The following is a 26888-nucleotide window of genomic DNA, read 5'->3' as shown; positions in this document are numbered from 1 at the left end:
GTCAGACCCTCCCACCTGTTACGACGACGCCTTCCGGGGCAGCGTCACGTTGAGCCGCAGCCTTGCCCGGCATGGCGTCGATCAGCATTTGCGTATATTCGTGCCGTCTGCCATCGGTGAACAACGAGACGGGGATATCCTCGATCACCTCGCCGTGGCGCAGCACGACGACCTGGTCTGCGATCTCGAAGACGACGCGCAGGTCGTGGGTAATCAGCAGAATTGCGATGCCGAGGCGCTCGCGCAGTCCCTTGAAACATTCCAGGATATGCTTCTGGATGCGGACGTCGACGGCTGACAAGGGCTCGTCGGCAATCAACACATCCGGTTTCAGCAGCAGGGCGCGGGCTATGACGGCGCGCTGAGCTTCGCCGCCGCTGAGAAATGTCGGCTTGCGTTCGAGGACCTGGGCACCGAGCCCGACATCCTTTATGATCTGGGCAATGTGGTTGCGGCGTGCTTCCGCATTCCGCCAGCCGTGGACCTTCAGGACCTCGTGCAATTGGTCGCCCACCCGCATCAGAGGGTCAAGGGAATCGCGCGGATGCTGAAAGACCATCTGAATGTTGAGTTTCGGTGATCCGGCGTTGCTGTTTGAATGCAACTCGATCTTGCCGGAATCCGGTGAGACGAGGCCGAGCGCCATTTTTGCGGCCGTCGTCTTGCCGCTGCCGCTTTCGCCAACAAGCGCAACAATCTCGCCGCGATGGACTGCAAAAGACATGGCCTTAGCGGCGGAGACACCGACGCCCGCCTTCCGATCGTGAGACGAGGCGTAATAGGTCTTGTTGACGTCTTCAAACGAGAGAGCGACTGGGTTCTGCCGCAATTTCGACGTCTGGCGATCCGGCCATCCGACGCTCGCTGCGGCGAAAAGCTCGCGCGAATAGGTCGCTTTGGGCGCTTCCACGACCTGAGCGGTCGGCCCCTGTTCGATAAGCCGGCCCCTGTGCATGACAGCAATATGGGTTGCGCGGTCGCGAACGATACCGAGGTCATGGGTGACGAGCAGGACTGTCAGCTTGTTGTTGCGCCGCATCTCATCGATCAGATCGAGCACTTCCGCCTGCACCGACATGTCAAGCGCCGTGGTCGGTTCGTCGGCGATGAGCAGTGCCGGGTCGCCGAGCATGGCGAGCGCGATCATGACGCGCTGGTTCAGGCCGCCAGAAAGCTGGTGCGGATAGACTTCGAGACGCTGCTCCGGCAGCGGGATATGGACGCCCTTCAGGGCATCGACGGCGCGGGTGTACAACTCGTCGGAGCGGGCGGAAGGATAGTAGAGCTTCAGCGTCTCCCGCATCTGCGAGCCGATGGTGCGCACCGGGTTGAGAGCAGCCAGCGGATCCTGGAAGACCATACCGACGGTCTTGCGGCGAAACTGGACGAGTTCCCGGCGGTCGAGCGACCAAACATCCTTGCCGTCGATTTCGATACGGCCCTTGAAATCAGGTTTGAAAGGAAGGAGCCGCATCAAACTATGACAGGTAATGCTTTTTCCGCTGCCACTTTCCCCGACAAGAGCGAAGTAACCTCCCTTGGCAATTTCGAAGGAGACATCTTCGACCAGGGGAATGGGTTCTTCGCCGGCGAGCGCGATGCCCAGGTTTTCTACACGGCAAATCGCATCTGCAATTCTATCGGGGTTCATCCATTCAATCCTGCAGGCTATTTCAGGTGCATCGATGCGGAGCCCCGAGGGGCGCCGCATCACTTTGAATCTGCGGATAGTGAAACGGAACTATCCGCTTGCTGCACAGCGCCTCAGGCGAGGGACGCCCCGCGGAAATTCATGTAGACCGAGGGGATGGGCGCCCACTTGACGCCTTTCCGCTTGCCGTAGAACACGCCCATCGTGTGCAGGATGATGCCCGGCGGATCCTCGTCGAATATATCCATCATGCGGGTATTCGCCTTCTTGCGCTCTTCGACATCGGTGCTCGACTGAAGCTTGTCGCCGAGAGTGAAAAACTCCTCGTTGCTCCAGATGTCTTTCTGCGAGCGATCGTATGAGCGCCAGAGGCCGAAGAGCGGATCGTTGACCAGGACGGGATCGACGCCGTTGCGCATGCCGACACCGGGGTAGGCCATCATCTGCGCGAAATTCTCGACGATCTGCAGGTCGATTTTCACGCCGACCTGCTCCCACATGGAAATGACGATTTGTGCGGTCGCAAGCTCCGGTCCATATGCGGCGGTGCGGATACGATAGGGGATCGTTTGCCCATTGTAGCCGGCCGCGGTCAGGAGCTCCTTGGCTTTTTCCGGATCGTAGGCGTAAGCCGGACGGGAGGGGTTAAAGAACGGGCCGTACGAGGGAAGCTGATGGCCATGCGGCACATCGACCTTGCCCTGCCAGAGCGCATCGACGATCGCTTGACGGTCGACCGCAAGCGACAGAGCGCGGCGGACGCGGGCGTCCTTCAGCACTTCATTGCGGGTATCGAACTTGATGATGCGCAGGCTGGCGACGGTGCCGCCGACGATCTCAAGATTGCTGTCGCGGGTCACTGCCTCGAATTGGTCGGCTGGCACGTCGGTGATGATGTCGAAGTCATTGGCGGCGAGACCCGCGATACGCGAAGACAGTTCGGGAGACGAACGGTAGACGAGCGTCTCGATGTTCGGCTTACCGCCCCAATATTGGGGAAAGGCCTTCAGCGTCACGGCATCAGGCGAAAGCGACACGACCGAAAACGGGCCAGTACCCACCGGCTTAGCGGCAAAGCCTTGAAAACCACCGGCGGCCTCGAAGGCCTTCTTACTGATAATCTGGCTGCCCCAGGCAGTGAGACGTAATTCAAGTGCGGGATCGGGCACCTTGGACTTCACGCGTATGGTCTTGGCATCGACCGCTTCGACCGATTGAATCGTCGACAGAAACTGCTGAGCGACGCCATAGCCTGGCGATTTCGGATCGAACATGCGGCTGTTGCTGAAGGAAAAGACGACATCGTCGGCAGTCAGCGGCGAACCGTCGTGAAAGAGCACGCCGCCGCGCAGCGTCAGGTCGATGGTCTGGGCATCGACACGCTTCCAGCTTTCAGCAAGCGCCGGCTGCAGCGCGCCGTCGCCGGCATAATCGACTGTGAGCAGCGTGTCGTAGATGTTGAGCATGGTCCGGTAGCCCGGATTGGTCTGGTAGAGCAGGGGATCGAGCTGCTTCGGCAATTCATCGAGCGCGACGCGCAAGGTGCCCGCATCGGCCGCTTCAGCGAAATTGATCGTCGGCGCGCCGAGCAGACCATAGGCGGCCCCGGCTCCAAGGAGAGACATTACTGATCGTCTGGTTAGTTGCATTTCTTGTTCCCCACGAACGGTGTTACACGGATGCGTCTGACGTTTGTCAGGATTTTTCTTAGGGTATTGAGCAGCCAGAGCGCTGTAGCGGTGCCCGCCCTTCGATCCGGCGATCATTCTGCTTCTGGACAGCGCCACGACGCTTATTTGCTGCGTCCTCGCGTGGTCTGTCCGCCTCCTTGATGGAACCACCGTACGGTTATCGACTTATTTAAGTCCAATACGAATTGACGCGGTTCTTATTCTTTCTGGATATATAGTGGGCGTACCTTTCCCGATGAAAACAAATCCTGCCGCGCCTCAGCAGGCGAGATTGTCGATCAATTCATTGACGAACTCGCGGTCCGAGGTGGTGACGAAGAGGTCCGCAACCTTTTGGATCGCCTTCAACGTCTTGTTCGATTCAACGCCGGATCTGGTGCCCGTTTCCTCCAGCACGACGAATGACAACATTGAAGCTGTACGCTCAGTCTGGAACGGAAAGCGCACATCCTCGCCGCGCTGGTAAACGACGATCACCGCGTTGGGGCTAATGCCATCGACGGGTTCGTCCATGGGCTGACGCCGGTCCGGATCGAGTGGACCGGTCAGGAGAATATTGTCCCGCCCCTTGTTGAAATCCGAGATGATGCTTTCGGCGCTCCTGCCGATTGCAAGCACTTTCACGTGACGCGGCACCGAGTTGCGGTAGTCTTCGATCCTCAGTCCCGGGCGGTTGCCGAGGAAGCTCTGTACGATCATCGCCGATCTCCTGTGATTGCCTGTTCCATATCAATCCATAAACCGGCCGCCGGAAAGATTAAGACATTCGCCGGTCACAAAACCGGCATTGTGCGAAGCGAGGAACAGGACTGCGTGTGCCGCCTCCTCGCTGCGGCCGAAGCGGCCGACCGGAATTGCGCTCTTCAGTCGCGTTCGCTTCTCTTCCGCCATTGTCTTGACCTGCGGCTCGAAGAGGGCCGTGGCGATGCCGTTGACGGTGACGCCATGTTCCGCAGTCTCGGCGGCCAACACGCGGGCAAAGGCGAGTAATCCGCCCTTGGCGGCCGCATAGGGGGCAACATCATGGTGCACGCCGGTTTTGGCGGACATCGAGGCGAAAACGATGATGCGGCCGTGGCCCGCCTTCACCATGAACCGGGCCGCTTCCTGCATCTGCAGGGCGGGGATGACGAGTTCTTCTTCTGCGACGCTGCGCATCTCTTGCGGCGTCATCTCGAGCACCGGCTTGTTCTTCACCGGGCGCGACGAGACGACCAGGATATCAATACCGCCGAGTTTGTCCGTACAGTGGCCGATGAATGCGGCGGGATCGCAATCCGAGGCAATATAGTTGCCGGCCGGTGCGTCGGCCGCATCTGTGACGACGGTGGCTCCGGCTGCTGCGAGTGCCGAGACGACCTCCGGTCCGACACCGTAACCGGCGCCGATCACCACAGCACGCTTGCCCCTCAGATCGGCCGTGCTGCCCTCGGCTGCGATATCGATTGCGTTCATGGCTCAGCCTTTCACGAGTTGAGCGAGATTGGTGGCGGGGTCGGCGAGGGCCGCGTCGGACACCGGCGTCCCGTTAAGGATCAACTGCTTGAGAAAGCGGATGTCGCGGGCATTGTTCATGCTGTTACCCGCCACCACTCGTTCGCCATTCATGTAGATCGCCGTGAATTTTCCGCTCTCTGGATTGCCCCTCCAGATGATGCGATCCCATGCGGACGGTGCGCCGATGATCTGCAGGTTCGTGTCGTATTGATCCGACCAGAACCAGGGAAGATCGGCATAGGGCATCGCCGTGCCTGCGATCGCCTTGGCAACGGCGATGCCATGGTTCTGCGCGTTTTGCCAGCTCTCCAGCCTGAGGCTGCGGCCGAGCAGCGGATTGAAATGACGCGTTACGTCGCCGACAGCAAAGATCTTCGGGTCGTCAGTGCGGCCGAAGGCGTTGACGATGATACCGTCGTCGCAGGCAAGATGGGCCGCTTCGGCCAAGTCGGTATTGGGCAAGGCGCCGATGCCGACGATGATCAGGTCGGCCGGCAGGCGCTCGCCGCTGCCGAGAATGACGACTGCGTGATCGCCCTCCGCTTCGATCCGTTCGATGGCCGTCGAGAAGCGGAAATCGACACCGCGACTGGCATGGCCGGCGGTGATGACTTCCGCGACCGCCTTGTCGATGACCCGCCCCATGGCATGTGGGGCCGCATCGACGATGGAGACGGAACAACCGCTTTCGACGGCGACGGCCGCGAATTCCAGACCGATGAAGCCGGCGCCGATCGCAACGACCCTGCTGGCAGGCTTCAGCAAAGCGGCAATTCTCTCCACGTCGACGATGGTGCGCAGCGTATGAACCTGCGGCAGGTCGGCGCCGTCGATCGGTAGTCGTCTGGGTCGGCAGCCGGTCGCAAGGACTAGCGTCCCGTAGGCAACGATCTCGCCGTCGTCGAGCGTCAGGCTATTGCGGTCACGGTTGATCTTCACCACCCTCCGCTTCAGCATCAGTTCGATGCGGTTTTCCGCGTAGAATGCAGCGGGTTTGATGTAGGCGCTTTCGATTTCAGCCTTTCCGGCCAGTATTGCCTTCGAGAGCGGTGGGCGCTCGTAGGGCGGATGGGCCTCATCGCCGATGAGAATGATCCGTCGGTCCGGATCAAGGCTGCGCAGTGTGATCGCCACCCAGGCGCCAGCCTGGCCGGCGCCAACGATCACAACGGGTTCGTGATTGGTCTGCATGGGTGTTACCCCCTGATCAGACTGCAACGAAGGGTTCGCCCATGCGGACGACTGACGCGTCAAGCGCGGTTTCCTTGAAAGCCCCGTCCTCCGGCAGGATGAAGGAGGCGGAGCGCACCAGCTGCGTTTCCGGAACCAGGCCCGGAGGCACGCCCTTGCCGGCTTCCAGCGCCTTGGCCGCCTTGCGCAATCGCATTCGGGCCATGATGATCGCATTATCGGTGGAAACCAGGTTTTCGCGAGAGCGGTCGGCAATCTTGCCCATGCTTTCCTGGAGCGAGGAGTCTTGGATCGCGATGCCCTTGATGCCGCTGTAATGGATCTTTTTACGCTGGGCGTCGCGGTTCATCAGATAGTCATTGTCGATATTGGCCGTCGGGCGGAAGGTGCCCGGGATGAGTGTCGGGTGGACGCCGGCCCCGTTTTCCATCGCGTCCAGTTCGGCGGGGCTCAGCGCCCGTGTCGGGTGGAAGGTCATGGTCCAGGCCATGCAGTTCTCATCATCCATCGGCACCCAGGCGTGACCGTTCAACGCATTGCCCTTGTAGGGTGGGATTAAGGTATAGAAGGGCATCATCCATTGGCTGACGCGCCAATAGTGGAATCCTGGCTCTGCCGGACGACGAGCGCCGATCAGCAGACCTGCGGTCGATTCGTGGATATCAAACGTCGTCGAGGTGTTGCGGGCGTATTTTGATCCGTCGGTCCCACGGTGCAGCGGGTCACGATTGAGGTCGCCGCTATGCAGGAAGGAGACGTGGCTGGAATCGATGCCCCCTTCCATTGCCTGGAGATAGTTGCATTCCTGCCAGCGCTTCGAGAGATAGCGCTGTTCGGGCGCGACCTGCGTCCATTCGAAGACCGGAAGCTCCGGCTGATGTTCTTCCGGACCCATATAGGTCCAGATCACGCCGCCGAACTCGACACAAGGATAGGACTTGAGCTTGATTTTCTGACAGAAGCCGGAGGAGACAGGTTCCGAGGGTACTTCGACGCACTGGCCGGTCGTGTCGTATTTCCAGCCGTGATAGGGGCAGCGCAGGCCGCCTTCCTCGTTGCGACCGAACCAGAGCGAGACGCCGCGATGGGCGCAGAACTCATCCATCAGGCCAATCTTCCCGTTGGTATCCTTGAAGGCAATCAGCCGCTCCGACAAAAGCGAAACGCGGACGGGATCGCAATCCGGTCCAGGCAGTTCCGATGCCATCAATGCCGGTATCCAGTAGCGGCGGAAGAGATCGCCCATCGGCGTTCCCGGGCCGGTGCGGGATAGATACTCGTTTTGCTCAGCTGTGATCATGGCGTCATCCTCTTGTTTCGGAACGGGCGTCCTTTCGGGATGACTGCACGTTGACATCCAATAACATATGTCGTCCAATATCAATTGTGGATTTTTTAATTGGGTGGAGCATATAAGTGGAGCTTCGTCAGTTTCGTTATTTCGTTGCGGTTGCAGAGGAATTGCACTTCACCCGCGCTGCCGAGCGTCTTCACATCGGCCAGCCGCCGCTCAGCCTGCAGATCCAGGCAATCGAGCGTGAACTCGGTGTCACTCTCCTCAAACGGACCCGGCGAAAGGTGGAGCTGACGCCGGCCGGAGAACTCTTCCTGCAGGAGGCACGCCTCGCACTGATGCAGGCTGCCCGCGCGATCGACACGGCAAAGCGGGCGGCTCGTGGAGAAATGGGCACGCTGCGCGTCAACTTCATAACGTCGGTGCCGCTTGTGAACGCCTTCACGACGGCCGTCCGCCGCTTCCGACTGGCCATGCCGGACGTTCATCTCGAGCTGAAGATCAGGCCGTCGCCCGAAATCATCGACGATGTGCTTCTCAACACGATTGATATTGGTTTTACCCGACCGGCACTTCAGGCGGTTCTGCCGTCGAGGCTGAAGGCGACCCCCGTCCATCGCGACAAGCTCATGCTCGTCTTGCCGATCGATCATCCCCTCAGCCACGAGGAGGGGCCTATTTCGATCGGTCGGCTCAAAAACGAACGTTTTGTGCTACGCCCACTCGGCACCGGCGCCGGCTTCTATGAACAGGTCTTTTCAATGTGCAAGGAAGCGGGCTTCGCACCTGTCATCGTGCAGGAGGCAACCGAGGCGACGATCATCCTCGGCCTCGTTGCGGCCGGCGTCGGTATTACCATCGCGCCACAGGCGCTGCAGAGCATCATGGTCCACGACGTTGTGTGGCGGCATCTCGCGGATGCGCAGACGGACAGCGAAGTCATCATGATCCACAATGAAACGGCTTCGAACATCCTGCGAGACCAGTTCATCGCGGGTCTAAAGCCACTGCCGGATTCCGCTAGACGCGACCGGCGCTAATATTGGGAACCAGCTTGAAGCAATGATTGCGCCTAGTTCGGCGCAGTAACGTCGATGAAGATGGCCCCGTCGCGAATGAGGGGCGCCCAGACCTTGATCGGAACTTCGCATGGCGGCGCAGTCGGCGCGCCCGTGCGGATATTGAAACGTCCCTGATGGAAGGGGCACTCGACCTCGCACCCTTCCAGGAAACCATCCGAAAGATAACCCGGTCCGTGCGAACATAGATCGGCAGTCACGTAATACTGATCGCCGGCCTGAAAAATCGCGTATCCGAACCCGTCGATTTCAGCCCGAGCGGGGAGATCCTCACTTACATCGGCGGTGTCACAAAGCTTTGTCAAAACAACTGTTTCAGTCATCCATCAACCTCGGAAACTTGAAAGCTGGCAGCCAAGGAAATCGGCTGCCAGCAACTCCTTTCAATGCTGAGGCTCACGCCGCAGCGCTGACTTTCTGGGATTTCCAGTCGAACGTCAGGATGTTGGTGAAGTCGCGAACATTTGCCAGCGTTTCGAATTTCGCAAGTGCCGCAATGATCTTGTCCGTGACCTCTTTACCGGCGAAGGGCAGGGCATTGACCGCAACCTTTTCAGCGATTTCCGCATCGGTAAAGGGTGCCTTGGGGTGTCCGGGGAAGGGCAGGGCTTCGCCCCTGACGATAGTCCCGTCGGTGAGTTCGATTTCTACACGCGAGAGATATCCTGCTGCCGCACGTGCCAGCTTGCCGCCGGCAATGGTGCCGAGTTCGGGTGCCGGAACGCATCTGACCTTCTCGGCCACGAACTTCTGCCGTTCCGGTGCGAGCACCTTGTCGAGATCGAAGCTGTCGACCTGGATATAACCGTCGAGCACGGCGGCGCCGACGATATAGGGCATGGAATGGTCGGCGGTTTCACGCGAAATCGGATGATACGGATCCTGGCGGATCGCCACCAGATGGTCATACGCGCCCTCTTCAGAGAAGACCCTGACCTCCTTGATCTTCGACAGGTCCGAGATCCTGTCGCGAGCTTCCAACGCGGCGCGGATGGCGCTGAGGCCGACGGATCCAACCGGCCAGAGCTTCATGTAGGTATCGGCGATGCGAGACAGCTTGACGTCCTCGCCGAGGCACTTCTGAAGGATCGGCAGCGGATCGTGCTTGTTTGCGAGCTTGGCCACGAAGCCATTATTGCCGGTAAACGGACGGACGACGCTTTCGATACCGGCCTTCGCCAGTAGGCAGGCCTGCAGCGCGTTGCGTACGGAGTCACTGCCGTTGAAGCGCTTCCAGAGTGTCAGGTCGCCACGACGATTGAGTTCGCAGGATTCCACTTCGTCACTGGCGAAATGCGAGGTGACGGTCATGCCGAGGGCTTCGCGAGCCTGGCTTTCGTCGAGGCCGATCAGGCGGGCGATTGCGGCGCAGGCACCGATCTGGGTCAGGTTAGTGTAGTCCCAGCCGCCGGGAGCCGTCGAGAAGGCATCGAAGACGGCGGCGACGACTTCATAGCCAACAGCCAGCGCGACCAGCAATTCCTCGCCGGAAGCGTCGACCCATTCACCAGCAGCGATCACGCCGCCAACCATATCGCTCGGATGGCCGCTGTTTTTCTGGCCGACGAAAAAGTCGTTGTAGTCGTAGCAGCGCAGCAGTGAGCCGTTCACCAGAGCTGCGAGGTCGGGGCTGACCCGCATCGACGTACCCCAGATAATGCAGCCGTTCGGATGGGAAAACTGCGAGGCATATTTGCGGGCGACATGAGAGGCGGGATGGTCGAAAGCACCCATCGCTACGGCGACGGAGTCACTCAAAGCGCGCTTTGCGGCATGTCGCGTCGCATCGCTGAGATCGGCGGAAACGGTTACGGTGAACTTTGCCAAAAGTTCCGCGATTGGATCACGGTAAATCACGTTGTCGTCTGTCGACATGCTAATCCCTTTTCGTCGCTATCCGTTCGAAAAGGCGCTCCGCTACAATGCTAGTTTAGCCGCGATCTCGAACATAATTTAGGTTGCGATAAAAGAGGTACTGGGCAGAACTGCATGTGTCCAATATCAATGCCCCGGCCATTTATTCATCAAAACAAATATCATAGCCCGGTCGCTACCTGAATCGGCTCTTTGAATGACGTTTTTCCCGAAGCTCTCATTTCCAGTTGGGAATAACTGAACTGCTCTTTTATATTGGACACAGATGAGAAGGCGCCATTATCCCTAACGTAACTTACAGCGTTGGGCCCAATTTCAGGGAGGCGACCATTTCTACCCACATCCTGATCACGCAGCCGCAGGTCAAAAGCTGTGTCGATGCTCTCAAGGCGCAGTTCACGGTTCACGATCTGAGCAAGGCCGACAACCAAGAGAAGCTCCTCGAAGAAGTTGGTCCACAGATCCGCGGTATTGCAGGAGGCAAGGTATCAGCCAGCCTCATTCAGAAGCTGCCGAAGCTGGAAATCATCGCGGTATCCGGAGTGGGCATCGATTCTGTCGATGTGGCGGCTGCGAAAGCCCGAAATATTCGCATCACGAATACGCCGGGTGTGTTGACGGATGCGGTTGCCGAACTGACGATCGGGTTGATGATCGCGCTGTCCCGACGAATCCCGCAGGGAGACCAATTTATTCGCCGTGGTAAATGGCCCGACGGCATCTTTGGCAACTGGTTTGAACTCAAGGGAAAGACACTCGGAATCCTCGGTCTTGGGCGTATCGGCAAGCAAATCGCGGAACTCGCGACTGCTTTGAAGATGCAGGTCGTCTATCATGGCCGCAACCGGCAGCCGGACGTGCCGTATGTCTATTACGACACGGTGTTGGCCTTGGCCCGGGCATCCGACTGGCTGGTCGTCACTGCGCCGGGGTCTGCGGCGACTGCCAAGATCGTCTCGCGCGAGGTGATGGAGGCGCTCGGTCCGAATGGCATGCTGGTGAACATGGCGCGGGGCTCAATGGTCGATCAGGAAGCGATGATCGAGCTGCTTCAGGCAAAGCAGCTCGGCGGTGCTGCCCTCGACGTCTTCGAAGCTGAACCTGCAGTTCCCTTAACGATGATGGAACTCGAAAATGTCGTGCTGTCACCCCACCAGGGCAGTCGCACCAACGAAACGCGCAGCGCCGTCGGCGATCTGGTTGTGGCCAACCTGAGCGCCCACTTTTCCAACCAACCACTGGTATCACCGGTCGTCTGAGAAGATAGCGGATGCAGGCAAACAAGGTCTCAATGCCCGGCAAGATTGCGGTATCGCACCTCGACGAGCCGGGCCGTGTAATTCAGTAAATTTGCCCAGCCATCTGCCAGGGGTGTTTCTCTGTCGCCGCAGCGCTCCAGATATTAGCAAGGCGCAGGCACATCGATGCCAGGAAGCCGCTGATTGAGGGAGACGTTCCATGACCGCACCGCATCCTCCAAGAACCCATATCGGCAATCATCCGCTGCATCCGGAAACCCAGATGCTGAACTATGGCTATGATCCGGAACTCTCCGAAGGCGCTGTCAAGCCGCCCGTCTTCCTGACATCCACATTCGTTTTCAACTCCGCCGAAGACGGTCGCGATTTCTTCGATTACGTCTCGGGTCGAAAAGAGCCGCCGGAAGGCAAGGGGGCGGGCCTTGTCTACTCGCGCTTCAATCATCCAAACAGCGAGATCATCGAAGATCGTCTGGCGGTCTACGAACAAGCCGAGAGCGGCGCGGTGTTTTCATCGGGCATGTCCGCCATCGCGACGGTCCTGCTTGCCTTCGTCCGTCCTGGAGATGCAATCCTCCACTCACAGCCACTCTATGGCGGGACGGAAACATTGCTTGCCAAGACCTTCCTCAATTTTGGCGTTTCCGCCGTCGGTTTTGCGGACGGCGTCAGCGAAGTCTCAGTAGAGGCCGCGGTCGAGGAAGCGATGACCAAGGGCCGTGTCTCGGTCATCCTTATCGAGACGCCCGCAAACCCGACCAATAGTCTGGTCGACGTCGCGATGATCCGACGGATTGCCGATGCGATTGGTCAGAAACAGGGCCATACGCCTGTTGTTGCCTGCGACAACACACTGCTCGGCCCGGTTTTCCAGCGCCCGATCGAGCATGGTGCCGACATTTCTCTCTATTCCCTGACCAAATATGTCGGCGGTCATTCAGATCTGATCGCTGGGGCAGCACTCGGCAGCCGGGCACTCATCAAACAGGTGAAGGCGCTTCGCGGCGCGATCGGCACGCAGCTCGATCCGCATTCATGCTGGATGCTCGGGCGTTCACTCGAAACGTTGCAGATCCGCATGGAGCGTGCCGACAGCAATGCGAAGGCAGTGGCGGATTTCCTGAGGCAGCATCCCAAGGTCGAGACGATCCACTACCTGCCATACAGCGATCCTGATTCCGCCGTTGGCAGGACATTCGCGGCCCAGTGCGGCGGGGCCGGTTCGACATTCTCCTTCGATATCAAGGGCGGCCAGCCGGCCTCGTTCCGGTTCCTGAACACGTTGAAAATCTTCAAGCTCGCCGTCAGCCTTGGAGGAACGGAATCCTTGGCGTCGCATCCGGCGACGATGACGCATTCCGGCGTGCCGGCCGAGGTGCGCCAGCGCATCGGTGTCCTTGATGCAACGATCAGGCTGTCGATCGGCATCGAACATCCAGACGACCTCATTGCCGATCTCACCCTGGCGCTTGACGCGGCCTAAGCCTTGTCAGCGCCGAGCCCGATATTGGTTGGCTGAAGCGCCCGGAATTTGAGGTGCAGATGGTGCCGCCACCGCCATCTGCTGACGATCATCGACTATGCGATAGACCTGGGGTCGCTGAGGAACCTCTGCTGTCGAATTGTCCGACAGCACTAACCGCGCAAACTGTCTGGGCTTTCGATGAAGACGTCGCCTGTACCATCGACGGTAGCTTTGCCACCCGGCATCTTCTGCGCCAGGCGTTTGACCGCATCGCCGAGGTCGGCGATCAGGATATGGCATGCAGGAACGACGACGAGCGAAAGGACCGTTGAAACCATCAGTCCGCCAATGACCGCGACAGCCATGGGTGCTCTGAACTCGCCACCGATCTCGTGGCCGAATGCCGCCGGCACCATGCCAGCTACCATCGCCAGCGTCGTCATGATGATCGGGCGCAGCCGCTCGGCACAGGCTTCAATGGTCGCCTCGATGCGCGACAGGCCCGACCGCTCGAGCTCGATTGCAAAATCGACAAGCATGATCGAATTCTTCACGACGATGCCCATAAGCATGAGGATCCCGATGACGACCGGCAGCGACACGGGATGGCCGGTGACGATAAGGGAGGCAACGACGCCTGAAAGCGCAAGCGGAAGAGGAGTGACGATCGTCAGTGGCGTGAGCGGGCTGCCGAACAGCAAGATGAGCACGACCACCACAAGGCTCAAGCCCGCGATCATTGCGAAGGCAAAACTCGTAAAAACGCTGTCCTTGGAATCGGAATCGCCGGTTGCCCGCATTTCGACTTCCGCTGGCAGCGCCCTGACGGACGGCAAGTTTTTGAGCGCTGCAATGCCTTCGCCTTGCGTGATCCCTGCCGAAAGGTCCGCGCCGATTTCGATCCGACGCTGACGCTCCATGCGATGGATGACCGATACGCTTTCACTTTCCTCCAGGCGTGCGACCGCCTCGAGCGGCACAAGGGTCCCCGACGACGTCATGACCCGCAACTGGCGCAGTTTCTCCGACCGGTCTATTCCGGCATCCTCGACGAGCGTGCGGATCGGGATTAGTCTGCCGCTCTCCTTGAATGATGGCAGCCTGGAATCGGCGTCTCCCAACGTCGCGACCCTGATTGCCGCCGCCACCTCTCTCGCACTGACGCCAAGATCGGCAGCCCGCGCCGGCGACACGACCACCCCGAGTTCCGGTTGGCGCGTCGCTTCCGAAGAGGACGGATTGACGAACATCCCGTTGGAGCGCATTTCGGTCAGGATCGCTCGGGCGGCTTTCGACGCCTGCTCTCCATTGGCGCTCAGGATTGCAAACGAGACATCCCGACCGCCGCGGTCATTGATGAATTCAAAGCGCAGGTCGGGAATGGTTTTCAATAGAGCCTCGACCCCTTTCTGGATTTGCGCGAGCGGAAGCTTGCGCTGGCTTCTGTCGGCAATGGACATGACGATGACCGACTTGCGGATGTCGCGTACGCCGTCCGATCCGGATCCGGCGCGCACGAACACGATCTTGATATCCTCGATCGCCTTGAGACGACGGGCGACCAGATCGCTTACCTCTTCATTATCGGCAAGCGTCGAGCCTGGCGGCAGCTCGATCGAAACCGTGATCCGGCCGGTGTCCTGAGCCGGCAGAAACGCGCTCGGCAGGGAACCAGCAAGGAGGATCGTCAGGGTAAAGAGGACAGCCGCCAGCCCGGCTGTGATCCATCGCCATCTGATGGCCAAGCTGACAAGCCCACGATAACGCGCGACAAGGCGCCCTTCCGTGTGCGCTTTGTTCGGCGACGTCAGGAAGTAGGCGGCAATCAGCGGGGTTACCAAGCGCGCGACGAGGAGGGAGAAGAAGACGGCGATCGCGACCGTAAGGCCGAACTGCCGGAAATATTGGCCTACTTCGCCGGGCATCATACCGACAGGGGCGAAGACGGCAATAATGGCGGCCGAGATCGCAATGACGGCGAGGCCGATCTCGTCGGAGGCGTCGACCGCAGCCTTGTAGGCGCTTTTACCGAGGCTTTTGTGGCGGACGATGTTCTCGATCTCGACGATGGAGTCGTCGACGAGAATTCCCGTCACCAGCGTGATCGCAAGCAGGCTCAGCATGTTGAGCGAGAAGCCGGCCAGTTCCATGACCCAGAAGGTCGGGATTGCCGAAAGCGGCAGGCTGATGGCGGCAATGAGGGTGGCGCGCCAATCGCGCAGGAATAGGAAGACGACGATCACGGCAAGGATGGCCCCCTCGATCAGCGTGCTGCGGGCAGACAGAAAGTTGGCGAGCGTCAGCGTGACGCTGTCGTCGACGATTTTGAACTCCGTTCCAGGCCTCGAGCCGGCTATCTCCTCAAGAGCCGAGGCAACTTTTTCGGCAACGTCGACGTCTCCCGCGCCCGTCGCCTTGTAGACCGTAAAGCCGATCGCCGGTTCGCCGTCGACGCGCGCGAAATCCTGCCGCTTCTCCCTCGTGTCGGCAACCACAGCGACATCGGAGACAGAGACGCTCTTTCCCTGCGGCAAGGCAAGACGAATGGCCCTGAGCTCGGCGAGGGAGGAAACGGCTGCCTTGGTCGCCACCGTCATATCCTGCGCGTCGACATTGCCCCGCCCTGACGGCAGATTGAACTGGCTTGCGGCGATCTGATCGCTGACCGAGACCGCCGTCAGGCCGAGAGGGGCGAGCCTATCCGCCTTCAGAAGAACATGGATTTCCCGATTGACGGTGCCGACAAGTTCGACGCGGCCAATTCCGGCCAGTCCCTGGAGCTTTCTCACGACGACGTCGCTGATGAAAAAGGACAGATCTTCCGCCGACATCGAGCCGCTACGAGCCGAATAGGTGACGACCGGCTGGTTTTCGGAATCGATCCTGTCGATGACGGGTTCATCGATGGCCGCCGGCAGTCGATCGCGGATCTTCGTGACCGCGTCCCTGACGTCGGAGACGGCCCGGTCGACCGGCACGCCGATTTCAAACTCGACCTTGGTCTCCGATCGACCTTCCGAAATCGTCGACTCGATATGCTTGATATCGGGAAGGGCCGCGACGCTATCCTCGATAAGCCTGGTGATCTGGATTTCGATCTGATCGGGTGCTGCGGCGGATTCTTCGATGGTGACGCCGACTGCAGGGACGTTGATGGCTGGAAAATAGGTGATCGGCAGTGTTGCGTAGCTCTTCAGCCCGAGGCCCGTGAGGATGACGAACAGGAGGATGACGGGCAGCGGCGTGCGGATCGCCCATGTGGAGATGTTCATCGGATGACCTCAGTTGCTTTCGGAAACCGGGCTTGCATCGATCTGTACCACGACCGGGAATGCCTGGTCGCCGGCCTCCATGAAGCCGCCCGACTTCGTCACCACGAGGTCGCCTTCGTCGACGCCGGAGCGGATTTGAACGAAACCGGCTTGGCGAAAACCGAGCAAAACCGGCTTTCTTTCGATACGGTTGTCCTTGAGGATCTTGATCGATGGTTCCTCACCGGAGCTGGCAATCGCCGAGGCGGGCAGGAATATGCCTTTGCTGCTGCCGATCTCGATGCGCGCCGCGGCAAAGGCACCGATCGGGGCCGTCAATCCATGAGGCAGGGTGATCCGTGCGCGTCCGAGCCGTGTCCGGTCAGCGAGCGCCGGTGCGACGAAGCGAACGGCGCTTGTCAAACCGTGACCACCATCGCCGAGAAAAACATGAGCGACGGCGCCGACGGGCACGGCATCGAACTGAGCCTGCGGAATTTCTGCTTCCAGTTCGAACTGGTCGTCATTTGCGATGATGAAGAGCTGCTCGCCGGATGAGGAGGCGATCGCGCCGACCTTGGCGGACCGGTTGATGATCCGGCCGGCCACCGGCGCGACAATCCTCGTATAGCTCAGTCGCAATTCAATATCCTTGCGCGCCGCAGCGACGGTCTTGACGGCAGCTTCTGCCGATTGGACGGCCTGTCGGCTCGCCCGCACGCTCACCTCCGCGCGGGCGAGCGCCTTTTGTCTCTGCTCAAGCGCTTCTTGCGACATCAATCCCTTGGGAACGAGCTTTTGTGCGCGCGTAAGATCCGCCTCGGCCTCCTCCTGCGAAATCAGGGCATTGTCGAGCGCACTCGAGGCCTGCCCGAGTTGTGCTACCGCGCTCGCCGCCTGCGCGTCGTTTTGTTGAAGCTCGACATCGATCCTCGACGCATCCAGTGTTGCAAGCAGCTGTCCACGGCTGACAAGATCGCCTTCTTCGGCGGCGATCGAGACTATCCGGGCTCCGGAGAGATCCGTATTGACCAGTGTCGTTTCCCGCGCAACGACCGTGCCGACAACAGAAACGCTCTGTTTGAGAACCTGGTTTCTGGCAGCGATAACCGACACTTTCGGCCCCTCCATGTCGGCGGCGAGACCGTGGATTGGGAGCCCGGCGGTCGCAGACAGCAGGAAGATCGATACAAGGCGACCCGTTCTGGCGTTTGGCGACGGGTGGTCGCCCTGTAGCAGGCAGCGCATGCGAGAGAGCGGCGTGAAGGAGGTCATCAATTCATTCCCTGCGCGATTCTTGTTTAATTGCGGGATGTGCAGAGCCGCCGCGTTGGCGACCCTTTGGTTTTGAACAGCTGGCAATGATGCTTTGGCCGACCGAGGTCAGAACCGGTAACCCAGCATCAGCATGGTTTTCGACTGGACCTTTTCCTTGACGATCGGGCTGTCTGCAGCGTCTCCGACCAGGAAGCCCACTCCTTGCTCGCCCCTGACTACCCAGTTCTCGTTGATCAGGTAGGTGGCCGAGGCGGAGAGATCGACGCTCTTAATCCCGGCCCCAGCCTTGTACTGCGCATGACCGGAGCGTGCCGACTGGGCGGCGTCGACACCGAAATAGGCTTCCATGTAGTTGTCGTCCGCGAAGGTGGCGGAGGCCTCGGCGCCGAGGATGAGATGCTCCGACAGCGGCTGCGAAATGGACGCGCCGGCGGTTGCGAGCAGGCCCTCGCTTCCGCCGATCGTCTTGTCGACCGAGATGAAGACATTGGCAGGCCCGAACGTGTAAGTGGCCTTGCCGCCGACAGTCACGCCGAAATCGATGTCACCCATACCGCGCAACGTGTCGGCATCGTCTTCGTCACGGCCCGAGTCGTATCCGACGTTGACGTCGAACCGGAAAGCATCCTTCTCGAAGGCCTTTATCTCGATGCCGCTTGGATCGATGGTGATCCGGTCGAAGAATTCGGCGGATACGAAGGGGAAGGGCGAGACTTCAAACTCGTCGCTTCCCTCATATTTCGGTTTAAAAGCAGCGCCGGCGCCGATGACGACGTGCCAATCGTGCAACGCCTGGCGAACCGGGCCGAAACGCTCTGGGTCCGGAGAGGACGGTGCCGGTGCGGTCTCTTCGCCGCTTGCGAAGTCGGCGGCCTGGGCAGCAAATGGGGACAGGAACAGCGACGCCACGGCGATGGAAAGCAGCCGGGACCGATCGGCGGTCAGTTTTAGAGAGGCAGACATGAAGGCTCCGAGGTTGACTTTGCGCGCATCCCCCGAGACCGACCTGGAAGCACGCCACACCTCAGCAGTGCCATGCGCGGCCGGCACCGCGTGTTGGATGTTGTTAAGAGTTGTTTCTGCTTGGGCGGCCGTTCTGCGCCGTAGAAACATTTCTTCATAATCGCGGGCAGGGACGGCCTCGCCTGCCATGATAAGGATGAGACGGAAGAACGGAGGTGGCGTGATTGGTTGATGAGCGCGCACGAGCGGCCGTCGAACGGCCGAGGATACTAATCGTCGAGGACGATCGTCAGATCGCCGAAATGCTGCGGGACAGTCTTGTCGAGCAGGGCATGGACGTGGAGATCGCGACCGATGGCGCAGCGATGGACGCGAAGATGCGTGTCATGCCCTGCGATCTGGTTGTTCTCGATGTCATGCTGCCGGGCGAAGATGGTCTCAGTCTCTGCCGGCGCCTACGCGCAGGCGGCGGCATCCCGATCCTGATGCTGACGTCCTTGAGCACCGACATCGACCGGATCGTGGGGCTGGAGATCGGCGCGGACGACTACGTCACCAAACCCTTCGTTCTGCGTGAGCTCCTGGCCCGGATCAAAGGCCTCCTGCGCCGGTCGGGCTTGTCAGCGCAGCGGGAGGTAAAGCCCGCACACAGGCTTTTACGCTTCGAGGGCTGGCGGATCGATCCGGCACGGCGTCAAGTCCACGATCCGGCCCAGGCCAGGATTGCCATGACGACCCATGAGTTCGATCTGCTTCTGGCCTTTTGCCGCAACGCCGGCCGGGTTCTGACCCGCGAGCAGCTGCTTGCCGTGACGCATGCCGGCCTTGCCGGTCCGATCGAGCGCAGCATCGACGTCCATATCAGCCGGCTCAGGCAGAAGATCGAGAAGGATCCTCGTGATCCGCTCTTCATCAAAACGGTCCGGCTCGGCGGCTACGTCTTTACCGCGCAGGTGGAAGAGGCCGATGTTTAGACGCCTGCGTCGTGTCACGATGACGATCCGCGGCCAGATCACCATCATCATTCTGGTGGCGCTGGTGACCATCATCACCATGGGTGATGCGATGGAGCGCTGGGCCAGAGAAGATCTTGCCGCCCCGGATCTCGAAAACATCGCCGAAAAGCTGAACGGCATCGCCGAGCTTCTCGGGCCCGCCTCTCCTGAAGACCGACAGATCATCCTCACCAACGCACGTCGCGCCGGCTGGGACATCGAACTCACGCCGACGGCGACCGCGAGCCGGTTTGCGCAGTCTTCGAGCCACCAGAGCTTTCTGGACATAGTCGCTGCCCGGTTGTTTCCGCCAGACAACGAACCGCCAATCGGCGGCTGGCAGACCTTCCTCGACGACCGGCGCGTGATCGCCGCACGCGTCGACGACGGCACGATCGTCATCACCGCGGGTTTTCCGGATTCTATGCTGAGCAGCGCGTTCCTGGGACGCGGCCCCTATTTCTTCGTCGCCTTTTTCGTGTTGATCGGTTTTTTCTTTATATTCGCAATCAGGGCGATCACGGAACCCATACAGCGCATCGCCCAAGCGGCGGCGGTTTCCGACATCACCACGGGTTCTCCGGTCTTCGAGGAGAGGGGAACGGTCGAGATCGTTGCATTGGCCCGGGCATTGAACGGCATGCGCCGGCGGATCCGTCTGATGATCGAAGCCCGCACCCGCATGCTGCGCGGCATCGGCCATGATCTGCGCACACCGCTGACGCGGCTAAAGCTGCGCGTGGAGCGGATGGGGGAGAGCGGTCAGAAGGACGCCCTGCTCTCCGACATCGATCGGATCGCAAGCTTGCTCGTCGAGAGCCTGAACTATCTTCGAAACGACTATGCGACCGAGACGATCGAGCTCGTCGACGTCGCAAGCATCCTGCAGACGGTCTGCAGCGAATTTGCCGATATCGGCCACACCGTCCGATACACCGGGCCGAACCGGCTTCTTGCCAGATGCCGGCCGCTTTCCATCACGCGCGCGGTCACCAATCTTTGCGATAACGCCGTTAAATTTGGAGACAAGGTCGAGGTGACGATGGCCGAGCGACTGGAGACCGTATTGATCACTGTCGAAGATGACGGCCCAGGCATTCCGCAGGAGCTTCGAGAGCGGGTACTCGAGCCTTTCTTCAAGTCGGACCAGTCTCGCGCTGGAGGCGGTTTCGGCCTCGGTCTGTCGATCGTCGCAGACATCATTCACTCCCACCAAGGCACATTGGAACTGCGGCAGCGCAACCCGCGCGGTCTCAGCGTTGTCATGGCGATACCGAAATGAAAGGCGAGCGGTAATCTGCTATCGAAGGTTCTTCAAATCTCCACCACGGCGTGAAAGCAATCGCAGCCGCTCCTCCGGGCGACCCTGTTGCCGCGCGTATCATTATGAGCCCTTGGCCGGCGATGGCCGATCTTTTTCGTAAGCATTCCGTACGAACGCCACAACGGGAACTGGTCCTCGAAAGACTGCTGGCAGCAGTTCCACTCGGTGGCGTCGGGAAATGTGCACGCAGCCATTGTCCTTCGGGCGCGATGCGCCATCTGATTGTTCCTGGCAACAGCTTCACAGGAGAGACAGATGGCGTCGAACGAGGGTCGCATCAGACAACGTGCTTACGAAATCTGGGAACAGGAAGGTCGGCCACACGGCGAGGATCTGAAGCATTGGCTGCAGGCGTTTCAGGAAATTGCCGCGAGTGTTGAAACGGACGGTCAGTCTGCCAAGAAGCCTCGCTCCAGAAAGGCCGCGACGGCTGACACTCCGGCGAAGCCGAAAGGCGCAACGAAGGCTAAGGGCGGTGCCCAGAGCGTTCCGACGACAACCCCGCCTCCAAAGCCGACCAAGGCATCCCGGAGCGTCACCAGGCACTGAGCCGATCTGGCCGACATCATGCGCCGATCTGGAGTGCGTACAATGCGTTTGTACAGATCGTTTCCGATAAGCGGCACTTGTCGGAAGTCCTGAACTCAGGTCTCGAAATGCGGTTGCCGACCACCGTGGATAAGTGAATTCGCCAGGAAACCCGGGCTCTTTCATATGTGGCTGTCTGCCATCCGACAGTGGTATGAAAGCGGAGTGTCCGGCCGCAGTAATCGGCATTGACAGAAAACCTACTAGAAGGTAGGCAATGGTGCGCTTCATAAATTCTGGCGCGTCATCCCCATCGTTGGCGCGTCGTTCGTTTGCGCGAAGGAACTGAGCCATCACCGTCTTCATGCCGAAGATGTACTTCATTGTCTACCGACTAGTAGGCAGGCGTCGCCAAACTTTCCAGAGTGGACTTCCAACTTAACCCAAACAACCGAGATCGACTATGACGACAAATTCCCTCACAGGCGTCGGCTCCTCCATGGCGGGTAGCACGGCTACCGCGCAGCAGAAGGCGATGGTGAACTATGACGACTTCTTGCAACTTCTCATCGCGCAACTGAAGAACCAGGATCCGACCGACCCCGTGGATGCCAGTCAACAACTGGCACAGCTCGCCAGCTTCTCGCAGGTCGAGCAGACGATCCAGACGAATCAGAAGCTGGATGCCCTGCTGGCAGGCTCCAACCTCGCCCAGGCCGGCAGCTACATCGGCAGCTACATCGAAAGCGCAGACGGTACGGTCAAAGGTACGATTGCTTCCGTCAAAATCTATAGCGACGGAATCATAGCCACGACGACGGAGGGCGGGAAGATTTTCGTCCAGCCGGGTGTCAGCCTCTCGCAACCGAACGGCAGTAGCGCTGCGGCCATCGAATGATCCTGACCGTCATCGAGGTTCGTTGCACCCCGGGAAAGATATGTCGGGCAAGCCCTTGAGGGAGTGCCCGATAGATCTGCGAAGTTAATCGTTGAACGGATCGGCTGGTTGGTTCGGTCATGATAGTTGCTGCTGCCTATGGAGTGATCGGCCTAGGATCCAACATGATCTGGGCGTGGATGGGCACGGTTTTCAGAGGATGGTTGTCGGTCGGGCGCAGGTTGAGGCTCTTCAACGTTACAATTTCGATCCTGCTTATTGCCTCGCTTTACCCCGCCGTTCATCAGCTTTGGGGCACCTTCCGAAATTAGAATGGAATGTGCGGTTGACTGTCTTCCTACTAGAAGGTAGACAAGCGCATGAGCAATCTTTCGAATACCTACGACGAGATCCTGAACAGTGCGGAAAAGCTGATCGTATCAGGCGGCTATAACGGGTTCAGCTATGCCGACATCGCTGCCGTTGTCGGGATCCGCAAGGCCAGCATTCATCATCATTTTCCAAGCAAGGTCGATCTGGTGCGTACTCTCGTCGCCCGCTACCGCGCAAACGCCGAGACTGGCTTGGCCGAGGTCGAAAGCAAGTTCAGCGATCCGCTTGAGCTGCTGAAGACCTATGCCGGTTTCTGGGCTCAATGCATCGAGGATGCAAGCCGTCCTTTTTGTGTCTGCGCGCTTCTTGCAAGCGAGCTGCCGTCCCTTCCTTTGGAGGTCGCGGTCGAAGTGCGTGCCTATTTCCAACATCTCTCCGGATGGCTGACATCGGTCATCGAGCGTGGTGATCAGCAAGGAGCCCTGGTGATCTCTTGCCCGTCGCGCGTAGAAGCAGAGGCTTTCATGGCCACCGTTCACGGCGCAATGCTGTCGGCTCGAGCCTATGGAACGCCTGCTGTCTTTGATCTGATTCTCGAGCCAAGTCTTCAGCGGCTGCGGCCGCGGTGATCTAATTCCCGGCGACGGGGCGGCGTGCGTCGACGGGAAAAATGCGTGGTAAAACAGCGTCGTCGAAACTCCCAACTAGTAGGTAAGGAACCTCAAATGTTGCGCAGACTTCTTCCAGTCATCATGGTCGCTGGCTTGGCTGGCCTTCCAGTAACGCTTGTTTCGCCGGCCTCCGCTCATGCCGAAGAAAAAAAGGCCGTACTCAACATCCGGGGCAGTATTGTCAACCTCGCCGGTCCCACCTTGAAGGTGAAGACGCGCGAGGGAGAAACCGTTGACGTTGCTCTTGCCGACGACTGGCAGGTCGCCAGTGTCGCCAACGCGAAGGTCTCCGATATTAAGCCCGGAGACTATGTGGGTATCGCCTCCCTGCCGAAGGATCAGGGCGGAGACGGCGCTCTCGAAGTTCTGATCTTTCCACCTGCGCTCAAGGGAGCCGGCGAGGGAAGCTTCGGCTGGGACCTCAAGCCGAACAGCAGCATGACCAATGCCACCGTCGCCGATTCGGTCAAGGACGTCGACGGGCGCACCGTTACCGTGTCCTACCATGGCAAGGAAAAGAAGATTTCCATTCCGGACGGTACTCCGGTCGTGACCATCGCCCCGGCAACCAAGGACGATCTGGTCGCAGGAGCGGTCGTGTTCATCCCGGCTGAGAAGGCTTCAAGCGCGACCGTCGCGCATCGCGTTATCGTTGGCAAGAATGGCGTGGTGCCCCCCATGTGAGCCACGTCGCCGCCGGTCAGCTTCCGCCCATTGGCCGACCGGCGGCATCCAGCTCCTCATTGCAACAAGCAACAATCCAGCCGGACCGGAGGGCCGCATCCGTGAGCGACAGTCCCGACAACGACAATATGCAATATCCCCGGACCCAGATGATCCATCGTCATTCCCTGGTCACGCGGCTGACGCACTGGCTGAACGTGATCTGCCTGAGCGTCCTGCTCTTGAGCGGATTGCAGATTTTCAACGCCCATCCCGAACTTTACTGGGGGCACTATGGCGCAGACGGGGATCCATCTGTGCTGACGATCGGCTCGAGCGGAGAGGGCGACAATATGCGCGGTTTCGTCCGGATCGCAGGTGTCGAGGTGCCGACGACCGGTGTCCTGGGCGTCTCGACCTTTGAGGGAGATCCGACGCCGCGGGCGTTTCCGGCCTGGGTGACCATTCCGTCGTTTCAGGATCTCGCAACCGGCCGCCGCTGGCACTTCTTCTTTGCCTGGCTATTTCTCGTCAACGGCATTTTTTATCTCGGCTTTGGCGTGCTGACCGGCCATTTTCGACGTGACCTGGCCCCAGCGCGCAGGGACCTTTCCCCGCGTCATCTGTGGCACGAAATCCTCGACCATGCGCGTCTGCGCTTCCCGGAAGGGGAACAAGCGAAGCACTATAACGCGCTCCAAAAGCTCACCTACCTCGCCGTGATCGTCGTCCTGCTGCCGACGATGTTGCTGACCGGCCTGACAATGTCCCCCGGCTTTGATGCCATCGTGCCGACCCTGGTGGACATTTTCGGTGGGCGCCAGTCGGCGCGCACGATCCACTTCATGACCGCAACGCTTCTCGTCCTCTTCGTGCTCGTGCATGTGGTGATGGTCGTGCTGTCGGGAACCTGGAACAACATGCGCTCGATGATCACGGGTCGCTATGCCATCAGAGAGAAAGGTCCACATTCATGACGCGTAGCTTCCTCACCCGCAGGCGTTTTCTGATCGGCAGCACACTCGGCGCCTCCGCACTCACGCTCGCCGGCTGCGACATACCGGAACAGAATACGGCTGTGGGCAGCATTATCCGCTCGGCCGAAAATCTTACGATGAAGGCACAAAGACTGCTGCAGGGACGCGATGCTCTCGCCCGCGAATTTAGCGAGACGGACATTTCTCCGTCTTTCAGGGTGAACGGCACGAGCGCGCCAGATGGCGAGGACTATGCCGAGTTCGCCGAAGGCAAATTCGCGAACTGGCGATTGAAGATCGACGGTCTCGTCGATCGGCCCCAGGAATTCTCCCTCATTGACCTTAAGAGGCTTCCGGCTCGCACCCAGATCACCCGTCACGACTGTGTCGAGGGGTGGAGCGCGATCGGGAAATGGACGGGCGTACCGCTTGGGGCTGTCTTAAGCTCGGCAGGACTGAGGCCGAACGCGCGATTTGCAGTCTTTCACTGCGCCGACGAGTTGGAGAAGACACTCGATGGAAGTGGCCGCTACTATGAGAGCATCGACCTCATCGACGCGTTCCATCCGCAGACCATCCTTGCCTATCAGATGAACGGGAAGGATCTGACCGTTGGACACGGTGCGCCGCTGCGTCTGCGGGTCGAACGGCAACTCGGCTACAAGCAGGCCAAGTACATCATGCGCATTGAGATCGTCGACAGCTTTGCCAGCCTGTGGGGCGGCAATGGCGGTTTCTGGGAAGACCGCGGCTACGAGTGGTACGCGGGGATCTGAGCGATCCCTTGCTCTTGTACGATGATCGTCTTGTGTTGACGCCGTCCGGAAGGGCGACTCTGGATCTTTGCCTTCAGCCACTCAAAGCCAGTTGATCCGCTTGAGGACCATCAGCGTTGCGACGGACGTGATCGCGACGAAGGCAACGATGATGATGAAAGCCCAGGTATCGTTGACACCAGGGATCCCGCCAACATTCATGCCGAAAAGGCCGGCCACCACGCTTGGCGGCAGCAGCAGAGCGGCGAGTGCGGCGAGGCGATTGGAATTGCGGGCAATCCGCTCACTGATGACCGTGGACAGGTCATCATGAAGAATGCCGGTACGGTCGCGGATGGCGTCGAGATATTCGATGAAGCGCATCAGCTTGTCGATGACCTCGCGGAAGCGCAGTTTGTCGCGCTCCTTCAGCCACGGGGCGTCGTCATGTTCGATACGGTTCAAGGCGTCGCGCTGAGGGGCGAGATAGCGCCGAAGCTGCACGGAGCGGCGGCGAAGCTGCTTCAGCCGCTCGCGGACTTCGCTGGCTTCGCCGTGAAAGATCAACTCATCCAGCTCGTCGACCTCTTCGTCCATCGTGTCGAGCACCGGCTCGAGGTCGCGGACCAGCTTTTCGCTGACGAGAGCGAGGAGTTCCCCCGTCTGTTTTGGGCCTTTGCCCTTGTCGAGCGCAAGGCGGATATCGCGCAAGGCGGTTATATAGTGGCCGCTGTCGCGCAGGGTCACCAGCCGGCGCTGATCGGCCCATACGTGAAGGGGAACGAGATCGATTTCCGCCGACCTGGCTTCCGCCTCTTCCGGCGGTGCGGCACAGACGCCGCGAAGAATGATCAGCAGCCCGTCATCGATGGCTTCAACGCGCGGGCGCGTTTCCTCCTCCAATAAGGCTTCGGCAACGAGCGGATCGAAGCCGCCTCTCGTCGTCACCCATTCGGCAGCGGACGGATGATCACGTTCGAAATGCAGCCAGATGACGCCATCATCCGGTGTCCACCGGCGCACTGCTTCCATGTCGAGGGTGCGACAGCCGCCGTTGCCGTCAAGAAGCACGGCGAAACGCAAACCCGGCTCGACGCCGTAACTTGCGACGCTCACCACCTGCTCGCGCATGAGTAACCTCCAGCTGCCAAAGTCTACCTCCCGTAAGCGCAGAGCAATAGCTTAGCGAGTCGCTGTCAAGCGGCAAGATGGTCAGTGTCCTGAGAACAAAGCTGCGGCGTTGTAAAATCTAGTGGTTTGATTCCAACACT

General features: G+C 59.8%; 24 protein-coding genes. 11 read left to right on the top strand and 13 right to left on the bottom strand.

The genetic code is table 11. The annotated features are described in order from the left end of the window. Nucleotide 1 precedes the first annotated feature (1 nt). The 6 genes from PMI11_RS08280 to PMI11_RS08255 form a co-directional block, all read right to left on the bottom strand. Complete coding sequence (locus tag PMI11_RS08280; protein ID WP_007815497.1) at nucleotides 2–1651, bottom strand: ABC transporter ATP-binding protein; 1650 nt, start codon at nucleotides 1649–1651, stop codon at nucleotides 2–4. Nucleotides 1652–1764: 113 nt separating this feature from the next. Continuing rightward, a complete protein-coding gene (locus PMI11_RS08275; protein WP_244430544.1) occupies nucleotides 1765–3276 on the bottom strand; it encodes an ABC transporter substrate-binding protein in 1512 nt (503 codons plus the stop codon). A 324-nt stretch (nucleotides 3277–3600) separates the two neighbouring features. Continuing rightward, on the bottom strand, nucleotides 3601–4041 hold the full coding sequence (locus PMI11_RS08270) for a hypothetical protein (protein WP_007815495.1): 441 nt from the start codon (nucleotides 4039–4041) through the stop codon (nucleotides 3601–3603). A gap of 30 nt (nucleotides 4042–4071) precedes the next feature. Continuing rightward, entirely contained in the window at nucleotides 4072–4797 is a 726-nt protein-coding gene (locus PMI11_RS08265) for an SDR family NAD(P)-dependent oxidoreductase (protein WP_007815494.1), read from the bottom strand. Nucleotides 4798–4800: 3 nt separating this feature from the next. After that, nucleotides 4801–6030: an NAD(P)/FAD-dependent oxidoreductase gene (locus PMI11_RS08260; RefSeq protein WP_007815493.1), complete on the bottom strand. Its 1230-nt coding sequence runs from the start codon at nucleotides 6028–6030 to the stop codon at nucleotides 4801–4803. Between the two features lie 16 nt (nucleotides 6031–6046). Then, on the bottom strand, nucleotides 6047–7330 hold the full coding sequence (locus tag PMI11_RS08255; protein WP_007815491.1) for a Rieske 2Fe-2S domain-containing protein: 1284 nt from the start codon (nucleotides 7328–7330) through the stop codon (nucleotides 6047–6049). Nucleotides 7331–7446: 116 nt separating this feature from the next. On the opposite strand from PMI11_RS08255, the gene PMI11_RS08250 reads away from it, so the two are divergent. Beyond that, nucleotides 7447–8364: a LysR substrate-binding domain-containing protein gene (locus PMI11_RS08250; RefSeq protein ID WP_007815489.1), complete on the top strand. Its 918-nt coding sequence runs from the start codon at nucleotides 7447–7449 to the stop codon at nucleotides 8362–8364. Between the two features lie 32 nt (nucleotides 8365–8396). On the opposite strand, the gene PMI11_RS08245 is transcribed toward PMI11_RS08250, so the two are convergent. The 3 genes from PMI11_RS08245 to PMI11_RS38005 form a co-directional block, all read right to left on the bottom strand. Continuing rightward, nucleotides 8397–8726 carry a non-heme iron oxygenase ferredoxin subunit gene (locus PMI11_RS08245; protein ID WP_007815487.1) on the bottom strand — a complete coding sequence of 110 codons (330 nt, stop codon included), beginning with the start codon at nucleotides 8724–8726 and terminating at the stop codon, nucleotides 8397–8399. A gap of 73 nt (nucleotides 8727–8799) precedes the next feature. Next, a complete protein-coding gene (locus PMI11_RS08240) occupies nucleotides 8800–10278 on the bottom strand; it encodes an MmgE/PrpD family protein (RefSeq protein WP_007815485.1) in 1479 nt (492 codons plus the stop codon). Nucleotides 10279–10439: 161 nt separating this feature from the next. Continuing rightward, nucleotides 10440–10709, bottom strand: a complete 270-nt coding sequence (locus PMI11_RS38005) for a hypothetical protein (RefSeq protein WP_007815483.1) — start codon at nucleotides 10707–10709, stop codon at nucleotides 10440–10442. Between PMI11_RS38005 and PMI11_RS08230 the strand changes: the two genes are divergently transcribed. After that, entirely contained in the window at nucleotides 10608–11537 is a 930-nt protein-coding gene (locus PMI11_RS08230) for an NAD(P)-dependent oxidoreductase (RefSeq protein WP_037070939.1), read from the top strand. The genes PMI11_RS38005 and PMI11_RS08230 overlap by 102 nt on opposite strands. A 199-nt stretch (nucleotides 11538–11736) precedes the next feature. Beyond that, complete coding sequence (locus tag PMI11_RS08225; RefSeq protein ID WP_007815479.1) at nucleotides 11737–13020, top strand: cystathionine gamma-synthase family protein; 1284 nt, start codon at nucleotides 11737–11739, stop codon at nucleotides 13018–13020. A gap of 152 nt (nucleotides 13021–13172) precedes the next feature. On the opposite strand, the gene PMI11_RS08220 is transcribed toward PMI11_RS08225, so the two are convergent. The 3 genes from PMI11_RS08220 to PMI11_RS08210 form a co-directional block, all read right to left on the bottom strand. Then, a complete protein-coding gene (locus tag PMI11_RS08220; RefSeq protein WP_007815477.1) occupies nucleotides 13173–16274 on the bottom strand; it encodes an efflux RND transporter permease subunit in 3102 nt (1033 codons plus the stop codon). A gap of 9 nt (nucleotides 16275–16283) precedes the next feature. After that, the gene (locus PMI11_RS08215; RefSeq protein ID WP_007815475.1) at nucleotides 16284–17528 is read right to left on the bottom strand and encodes an efflux RND transporter periplasmic adaptor subunit; all 1245 of its coding nucleotides are present in this window, start codon (nucleotides 17526–17528) and stop codon (nucleotides 16284–16286) included. Nucleotides 17529–17636: 108 nt separating this feature from the next. Beyond that, the gene (locus PMI11_RS08210; protein WP_007815473.1) at nucleotides 17637–18494 is read right to left on the bottom strand and encodes a MipA/OmpV family protein; all 858 of its coding nucleotides are present in this window, start codon (nucleotides 18492–18494) and stop codon (nucleotides 17637–17639) included. Between the two features lie 224 nt (nucleotides 18495–18718). Between PMI11_RS08210 and PMI11_RS08205 the strand changes: the two genes are divergently transcribed. The 8 genes from PMI11_RS08205 to PMI11_RS08170 all read left to right on the top strand — a co-directional run bounded on the left by PMI11_RS08205 (nucleotide 18719) and on the right by PMI11_RS08170 (nucleotide 25638). Then, nucleotides 18719–19468, top strand: a complete 750-nt coding sequence (locus PMI11_RS08205; protein ID WP_007815471.1) for a response regulator — start codon at nucleotides 18719–18721, stop codon at nucleotides 19466–19468. Beyond that, nucleotides 19461–20771, top strand: coding sequence for an ATP-binding protein (locus tag PMI11_RS08200; RefSeq protein ID WP_007815469.1), 1311 nt, complete (start codon nucleotides 19461–19463; stop codon nucleotides 20769–20771). The genes PMI11_RS08205 and PMI11_RS08200 overlap by 8 nt, the downstream gene beginning before the upstream one ends. A gap of 297 nt (nucleotides 20772–21068) precedes the next feature. Beyond that, nucleotides 21069–21362, top strand: coding sequence for a DUF2934 domain-containing protein (locus tag PMI11_RS08195; protein WP_007815466.1), 294 nt, complete (start codon nucleotides 21069–21071; stop codon nucleotides 21360–21362). 442 nt (nucleotides 21363–21804) lie between these two features. Beyond that, nucleotides 21805–22239: a flagellar hook assembly protein FlgD gene (gene flgD, locus PMI11_RS08190; protein ID WP_007815463.1), complete on the top strand. Its 435-nt coding sequence runs from the start codon at nucleotides 21805–21807 to the stop codon at nucleotides 22237–22239. A gap of 359 nt (nucleotides 22240–22598) precedes the next feature. Further along, a complete protein-coding gene (locus tag PMI11_RS08185; RefSeq protein WP_007815459.1) occupies nucleotides 22599–23180 on the top strand; it encodes a TetR/AcrR family transcriptional regulator in 582 nt (193 codons plus the stop codon). 96 nt (nucleotides 23181–23276) lie between these two features. Beyond that, entirely contained in the window at nucleotides 23277–23906 is a 630-nt protein-coding gene (locus PMI11_RS08180) for a hypothetical protein (RefSeq protein WP_007815457.1), read from the top strand. 128 nt (nucleotides 23907–24034) lie between these two features. After that, nucleotides 24035–24862 carry a cytochrome b/b6 domain-containing protein gene (locus tag PMI11_RS08175; protein ID WP_037070950.1) on the top strand — a complete coding sequence of 276 codons (828 nt, stop codon included), beginning with the start codon at nucleotides 24035–24037 and terminating at the stop codon, nucleotides 24860–24862. Continuing rightward, nucleotides 24859–25638, top strand: a complete 780-nt coding sequence (locus PMI11_RS08170) for a molybdopterin-binding protein (protein ID WP_007815454.1) — start codon at nucleotides 24859–24861, stop codon at nucleotides 25636–25638. The genes PMI11_RS08175 and PMI11_RS08170 overlap by 4 nt, the downstream gene beginning before the upstream one ends. A gap of 81 nt (nucleotides 25639–25719) precedes the next feature. Here PMI11_RS08170 and PMI11_RS08165 read toward each other — a convergent pair whose 3' ends face one another. After that, on the bottom strand, nucleotides 25720–26748 hold the full coding sequence (locus tag PMI11_RS08165) for a zinc transporter ZntB (RefSeq protein WP_007815452.1): 1029 nt from the start codon (nucleotides 26746–26748) through the stop codon (nucleotides 25720–25722). Nucleotides 26749–26888 lie beyond the last annotated feature (140 nt).

It is taken from the genome of Rhizobium sp. CF142, assembly GCF_000281145.1.
Lineage (GTDB): Bacteria > Pseudomonadota > Alphaproteobacteria > Rhizobiales > Rhizobiaceae > Rhizobium.
This window is presented reverse-complemented; position numbering and strand designations above follow the sequence as displayed.